General features: G+C 74.9%; 6 protein-coding genes and 1 riboswitch. Of the genes, 1 reads left to right on the forward strand and 5 read right to left on the reverse strand.

The window, feature by feature from the left end; translation table 11 throughout:
* Positions 1-299 precede the first annotated feature (299 nt).
* Entirely contained in the window at positions 300-1,778 is a 1,479-nt protein-coding gene (locus G5C65_RS28560) for a phytoene desaturase family protein (protein WP_165301925.1), read from the forward strand.
* A 195-nt stretch (positions 1,779-1,973) separates the two neighbouring features.
* On the opposite strand, the gene G5C65_RS28565 is transcribed toward G5C65_RS28560, so the two are convergent.
* The 5 genes from G5C65_RS28565 to G5C65_RS28585 form a co-directional block, all read right to left on the reverse strand.
* The gene (locus tag G5C65_RS28565) at positions 1,974-2,915 is read right to left on the reverse strand and encodes a threonine/serine exporter family protein (protein ID WP_165301927.1); all 942 of its coding nucleotides are present in this window, start codon (positions 2,913-2,915) and stop codon (positions 1,974-1,976) included.
* A gap of 36 nt (positions 2,916-2,951) precedes the next feature.
* A complete protein-coding gene (gene metF / locus G5C65_RS28570) occupies positions 2,952-3,875 on the reverse strand; it encodes a methylenetetrahydrofolate reductase [NAD(P)H] (protein ID WP_165301928.1) in 924 nt (307 codons plus the stop codon).
* A gap of 162 nt (positions 3,876-4,037) precedes the next feature.
* On the reverse strand, positions 4,038-4,697 hold the full coding sequence (thiE, locus tag G5C65_RS28575; protein WP_165301929.1) for a thiamine phosphate synthase: 660 nt from the start codon (positions 4,695-4,697) through the stop codon (positions 4,038-4,040).
* Positions 4,698-4,769: 72 nt separating this feature from the next.
* Positions 4,770-5,144 (reverse strand): Rv2175c family DNA-binding protein, encoded by a 375-nt coding sequence (locus G5C65_RS28580; protein ID WP_165301930.1) that lies wholly within the window; start codon positions 5,142-5,144, stop codon positions 4,770-4,772.
* Positions 5,145-5,177: 33 nt separating this feature from the next.
* Positions 5,178-6,416, reverse strand: a complete 1,239-nt coding sequence (locus G5C65_RS28585; RefSeq protein WP_165301931.1) for an FAD-dependent oxidoreductase — start codon at positions 6,414-6,416, stop codon at positions 5,178-5,180.
* A gap of 108 nt (positions 6,417-6,524) precedes the next feature.
* Positions 6,525-6,624, forward strand: a riboswitch (TPP riboswitch). This riboswitch is flagged as partial in the annotation.

Genomic DNA, 6,624 nt, shown 5'->3' on the forward strand with positions numbered 1-6,624 from the left:
CCCTGCCCCCGTATCCCCCATGCCCGGAGTGCTCCGCCTCCGGGCCCCCCGGGAGAGCGCACGGACCGTTCCGCCGCCCCGTGTCGGCGGTTCCGGCGCCGCGCACTCGCCGTGTTCATCACTGTGCCGTTCTCGCAGGTGGGGCCCCATCCGCGCGGCTACTCAACCCGGCGTCTGAGTAGCACTACCCAGCCGTCCGCACGGCGCCCCAGACGGGTTACCGCGCCGTACTCACGGCGGTGCCGGGGGCGCCTATCCGATGTCTGCCCAGTCCAGGGCTCCGGATAGAGTCGCGGACCATGGCACGTATCGCGGTGATCGGCGCGGGCATGGGCGCGATGGCGGCGGCGGCGCGGCTGGCCGTCGCCGGGAACAGGGTCACGGTGCTGGAGCGCACGGACACCTACGGCGGCGCGGTGCGCCGCTACGCGCGCGACGGCTTCGCCTTCGACACCGGCCCCGGGCTGCTGCGGCTGCCCGCCGTCTACCGCGACCTCTTCCTCAAGACCGGCCGCGAGCCGCTGGAGTCGTGCGTGGAGACGGTCCGGGTGGACCCCGCGGCCCGCCATGTCTTCCCGGACGGCACCGTCCTGACCCTGCCGAACGCCGCACGCGGCACGGTGCGGGCCGCGCTGGACGAGGCGCTGGGCGCCGGGGCCGGGGAGCGCTGGACGGAGCTGCTGAACCGGGCGCGCGACGCCTGGGAGACCACCCGCCGCCCGCTGCTGGAGGAGCCGCTGCGCGACGCGCCCGGCTCCCGTACCGGGCCGGCCCACGACACCGGCTACCCGGCGCTGCGCGGAAAGGGCCTGCTGCGCCTCCGCCGGGCTCTTCGGACAGGGGGTGCCTCCGGGCCCACGCTCGCCGAGATCGCGGCGGACGAGCTGCGCGACCCCCGGCTGGCCGCGCTGCTGGAGAGCTACGCGCGGGTCTGGGGCCTCGACCCGGCAGTGACCCCGGCAGGCGCCGCCGTCCTGCCGTATCTGGAGGACTCCTTCGGCACCTGGTACGTACGGGGCGGCGTGCGGACGCTGGCGAACGCGCTGTACGAGCGGTGCCGGGCGCGCAGGGTCGAGTTCCGCTTCGGCGCCGCAGCGGCGGGCGTCCGGGAGAAGGACGGCGCCGCCGCCGGGGTCGAGCTGGCGGACGGCTCGCTGGTGGACGCCGACACGGTGGTCCTGGGCAGCGGCCCGGGGCTGCGGCCCGGCCGGAACGAGTGGCCCAGCGGCTCCGCGCGGCTCACGGTGCTGCTCGCGCTCCGGGGCGCACGCCCGGAGGGCACGCCGCACCGCACCCTGGTGCACAATGTGCGCGCGCCGGGGCTGCCGGGCCCGGCCGGCGGGCCGCCGCTGACGGTGCTGCGCCCGGACGACCCGGCCCTGCGCCCGGACGGCGCGCACGAGTCGGCGGTCCTCACGGTTCCGGTTCCGGTCGGCGCCGTCGGCGACCGCGCGGCGGGCGAGCGGATCGCGGACGGGCTGCTCGCGGCCGCCGACGCGGCGGGGCTGGGGCTGGGCGCCCGGGTGCTGTGGCGCGAGGTGCGCACCCCGCGCGACGACGAGCGGGAGACCGGCGCCCCGGGCGGCCAGGTCCCGCCCCCGGCCCTCGCGGGCGGCGGCGGGGCACTGCTGCAGCCGCCCAACCAGACGGCGCTACGGGGGCTGTACGCGGTGGGCGGCTGGGCCCACCCCGGCGGCGGACTGGCCCACGCGGGCATGTCCGGCGCCCTGGCCACCGGCCTGATCGTGGAGGGCCCGGACTGGCGCGGCTCCGCGTAGGCCGTGTCCGGCGGATCCTGCCGGGTCGCAGCGCGCGGGTGTTCTGACCGGTCGCGACCCTGAAGCGCCCCGAAGCGGCGCGGGGAACTGCGCGACCAGCCAGAGAACACCCGCAGCCTGCGACGCGACAGCACAGGGCAGCCCCGACCCAGCCCCTCGGAAGGGCCCGGCGGACAGCACACCGGAGGCGCCGCCTCAGTGGCCGCGGGGCTCCTCGTAGTAGCCGTACGGATAGGGCTGCTGCTCTTCCGGGGCACCGTACGGGGGCGCGGCTCCGGCGCCGTCCCGCTGCTGCGGCACCCACACCCCACCGGGCGGCGTGTCCGGATAGTACGGCTCGGCGGGCGGCGCGCCCGGCGCCGCGTAGTCCGAGTAGTCCGGGTAATCCGAGTAGCCCGGGTAGTTCGAGTAGTCCGCGTATCCCTGCTGCGCCTGTGGCGGCTGCGGCACGGCGCCCCCGCCGTACTCGTAGTCGTACCCGTAGCCGGGGTACTGACCGTACGCCTCGCCCGCGTACTGCTCCGCGTACGCCGCGTACCCCTGCTGCTCGTCGTACGCGAACGCCTGCGTCTGCTCGGCGGGCATCTCGCCCGGTGCGACCGGCGGGGCCGGGGGCGCGGACGGTGCGGGCGGCGGGTAGTCGCCGTAGCCGGGCTGGATCTGGGTCTCGGCCGCCGGGTCCGGGTACGGCGGATAGCCGGTCCCGGCGTAGTCCGGCACGGCGTCGGGCGCCATCCCCGGCACCTCGCCGGGCACCTCGCCGGGCGCGGCGCCCGGGGCCGGGCCCGGGTCGTACCCCGGCTCCAGACCGGTGATCTCCAACGAGGGGTCGGCCTCCGGCACCGGCGGGGCGCCGCGGCGGCGCCGGCTGGAGCCCGGCGAACCGCCGAGCGCCCAGCCGGTCGAGAAGCCGCGGCGGTACGACAGCGTGACGAACGCCTGGCCGGTCGCGAACGCGGCGATACCGACCCCGATCACGATCACGGACGGCAGCACCGCGCCCACCACGACGCCCATGAACCCGGCGAAGGCCAGCAGCCGCCAGCGCAGCCGGGCCTTGTACTGGAGCAGGACCTCACCGAGCAGCCAGAGCGCGACGATTCCGAATGCGATGTAGAGGACCGTCATCAAGCCCATGGAACGCCCCTCTTCCCGCTGCTCCGTATGGCGTCGTTACGCCGGGGACCTGTCGTGCAGCCCCAGATTCTGGTGGATCTCCAGCGTCGCCGTGGAGTGGTTGAGCGTGATGAAGTGGAGGCCGGGGACACCCTCGGCCAGCAGCCTCGCGCTCATCTCCGTGGCGTACTCGATACCGACCGAGCGTACAGCCGCCGGATCGTCCTCGACCGCCCGGAGTCGCTCTGCCATCTCCTGAGGGATGGTCGCGTTGCTCAGCTGCGCGAACCGCTCGATCTGCCGCACGTTGGTGACCGGCATGATCTCCGGGATGATCGGGGTTTGGCAACCGGCGGCCGACACCCGGTCCCGCAGCCGAAGATAGTCCTCCGCGCGGAAGAACATCTGGGTGATGGCGTAATCCGCACCGGCCCGGCACTTGTTGACGAAATGCCGGATATCGGTGTCCCAGTCGGCGGACCGCGGATGCATTTCGGGGAACGCGGCGACACCCACGCAGAAGTCCCCGGACTCCTTGACGAGTTCGACGAGCTCGGCGGCGTACGTGAGCCCCTCGGGGTGCTTCACCCACTCGCCGGTGGGGTCTCCGGGAGGATCACCCCGGATGGCGAGCACATTGCGGATGCCCGCGTCGGCGTACTGCCCGATGACGTTGCGCAGCTCGGTGCGCGAGTGGCTGACTGCGGTGAGGTGGGCGACCGGGGTGAGCGTGGTCTCGGTGGCGATGCGCTCGGTGTTGCGTACGGTGCCCTCGCGGGAGGATCCGCCCGCGCCGTAGGTCACCGATACGAAGGTCGGCGACACTGCCTCGATACGGCGCAGCGCGTCCCACAGGGTCCGCTCGCCCTTCTCCGTCTTCGGTGCGAAGAACTCGAAGGAGAAGGACTGCTTTCCGGTCGCGAGCAGCTCGCGCACGGTCAGCGGACGGTCTGTCCTGGGAGCTGAGATACCGATGGCCATACGTGCAGGTTAGCGGCAGGTGCCGGGGGGAGGATCGGGACAGCGGTGTTACGCCCCCATCTGCCCGCTTCATCCGCGACAGATGTCTAAACCTCCGACTCGGCGTTCCATGATTCCGGAACCCCGGTTCACGGGCGGGCAGGGGCCGCCCCGCGCACCGCGTCAGCCCTGCTCAGCCTCGCTGAGGCGGCGGGCGAGGCCCGCCGCGGCCTCGTACGGGTCGTCCGCCTCCGTGATCGCGCGGACGACCACCACCCGCCGCGCCCCGGCCTCCAGCACCTGGTCGAGCGTGCCCGCTTCGATCCCGCCGATGGCGAACCACGGCCGCTCGGGCGCCCGCGCCGCGGTGTGCCGCACCAGGGCCAGGCCGGGGGCCGGGCGGCCCGGCTTGGTGGGGGTCGGCCAGCAGGGGCCGGTGCAGAAGTAGTCCACGCCGGGCTCGGTCATCGCCGCGTCCGCCTCGGCCGGCGTGTGGGTGGAGCGCCCGATCAGCACGTCGTCCCCGAGCAGGGCGCGCGCCGCCGGGACCGGCAGGTCGCCCTGGCCGAGGTGCAGCACGTCGGAGCGCGCCGCGTGCGCGACGTCCGCGCGGTCGTTCACCGCGAGCAGCTTGCCGTGGCGGCGGCAGGCGTCCGCGACGACGGCCAGGTGCTCCAGCTCCTCGGCCGCCTCCATGCCCTTCTCCCGCAGCTGCACGATGTCGACGCCGCCCGCGAGCGCCGCGTCCAGGAAGGCCGCGAGATCGCCGCGCTCCCGGCGCGCGCCGGTGCACAGATACAGCCGCGCGGCGGCCAGCCGCCGCGCGGCTCCGGTCCCGGTCATGGTGGCGGTGCTCCCCCGGAAAGGGGCGCATGGGCCGCGGCGGCCCATGCGCCCGGTGGACGTGGCGTGCGGTCAGACGGCGAGCGCCTGTGCGCGGCGCTTCACCTCGGTCCCGCGGTTCTCCCGCAGGGCGCGCACGGGCGAGCCCGGCAGGGTGTCATCCTCCGTGAACAGCCACTCCAGCATCTCCTCGTCGCTGAAACCGTCGTCCTTGAGCAGCGTGATGGTGCCGGCGAGGCCCTTGACGACCCTGCCTTCGGCGAGGAAGTCGGCGGGCACCTGCAGCACCCGGTTTCCGCTCTCCGCCTCCCGCCGCACCGCGATCAGCTGGCCCTCCTTCACGAGCTGCCGCACGCGGGTCACTTCGACACCGAGGTTCTCGGCGGCGTCGGGAAGAGTGAGCCAGGCGGGGACGAGGGCGTCGGTCTTTGCGTCAATCTCGGTCACACTCCCCAGAGTGCCACCCCGCGCCGACAGTCACTACCGCGCGGCCTTCTTCAGGGCGACGGCCGGGTCCGCGACCAGGGCCTCGTCCAGCGGAGCCGGGCCGAGCATCAGCCTGCGGCCCTGCGCCAGATCCCTCGGCCGGCCGACCGCCAGCAGCGCCGTCAGCCGCCCGTCGCGCAGCCAGCACACCGACCAGGCGGCATCCGCCGGGTCGCCCCGCCACACCAGCGTGTCATCCGGCCGGTGGTATCCGGCGTACTGGACAAACCGCCCGAACTGCTCCGACCAGAAGTACGGCACCGGGTCGTAGGCGACCCGCTCGGCGGCGCTGTCCGGGTGCTCTCCGGCGACCAGGTTGGCCGCGACGGTGCGCGGGCCCTGCAGGGCGTTGTCCCAGTGGTGCACCAGCAGCCGCTCGCCGTACCGGGCGGAGGGGAAGGAGGCGCAGTCGCCGACCGCCCAGACGTCCTCGACGCCGGTGCGCAGCTCGGCGTCCGCGCGGACCTCGCCGTGCTCCCCCAGCTCCACCCCGGAGCCGCGCAGCCACCCGGTCGCGGGCCGGGCCCCGATCCCGACGAGTACGGCGTCGGCGGGCAGCCGCGTACCGTCCGCCAGCTGCACGCCCCCGGGCTCGACGGCCGCCACCGCCGCGCCCGTGCGCAGGACGGCGCCGCTCTCCCCGTACCAGGCCCGCATCGGCTCGGTGACCTCGGCGGGCAGCGCGCCCGGCAGCGGCCGGTCCGCCGCCTCCACGACGGTCACCCGGCAGCCGCGCTCCCGGGCCGCCGTCGCGAACTCGGCACCGATCCAGCCCGCGCCGACGACCACCAGCTCGCCCTTCGCCGCCAGCACCGGCCGCAGCCGGCCGACGTCGTCCAGGGTGCGCAGCAGATGCACCCCGGGCACGCCCTCGCTGCCCGGCAGCGCCACGGGCTCGGCGCCGGTGGCGAGCACGAGCCGGTCGTAGTGCACCGGGCCCGCGTCGGTGTCCAGCAGACGGGCGTCGGGGCGCAGTCCTGTGACGGTGCGGCCGAGCTCCAGTTCGATATCGAGGGCTGCGAAGTCGATGTCGTAGGCCGGGTCCGCCGTCGCGCTGTCGCCGCCCAGCAGGACGGCCTTGGAGAGCGGCGGACGGTCGTACGGCTGGTGCGGCTCGGCACCGATCAGGCGGATGGGGCCGGGCCAGTGGTGCTCGCGCAGCTGGACGGCGGTCTGGACGCCCGCCATTCCCGCGCCGACGATCACAACTCCGTGCGTCTGACTCTCACTCACACGATCACCCTACTGTCGGCTGCCCGGGAGGGCGGGACCCCCTCCGCCGGGGAGGCCCGCGCCCCGAGGGCGCCCCCTGGCACGCCGCCGCACCGGGAGTACGCTGGGGCCGAGAGACGCGGGAGCCCGGACGCCACCGGGCTGAGAGGGAGGCTGCGGCGGCCTCCGACCGTCCGAACCTGATCCGGGTCATTCCGGCGAAGGGAGT

The organism is Streptomyces boncukensis, assembly GCF_011045075.1.
GTDB classification, from domain to species: domain Bacteria; phylum Actinomycetota; class Actinomycetes; order Streptomycetales; family Streptomycetaceae; genus Streptomyces; species Streptomyces boncukensis.

Bases quoted from the DNA above. Each gene is read 5' to 3' on its own strand.
- metF (WP_165301928.1), bottom strand. From the start codon at position 3,875: ATGGCCATCGGTATCTCAGCTCCCAGGACAGACCGTCCGCTGACCGTG.
- thiE (WP_165301929.1), bottom strand. From the start codon at position 4,697: ATGACCGGGACCGGAGCCGCGCGGCGGCTGGCCGCCGCGCGGCTGTAT.
- G5C65_RS28560 (WP_165301925.1), top strand. From the start codon at position 300: ATGGCACGTATCGCGGTGATCGGCGCGGGCATGGGCGCGATGGCGGCG.
- G5C65_RS28565 (WP_165301927.1), bottom strand. From the start codon at position 2,915: ATGGGCTTGATGACGGTCCTCTACATCGCATTCGGAATCGTCGCGCTC.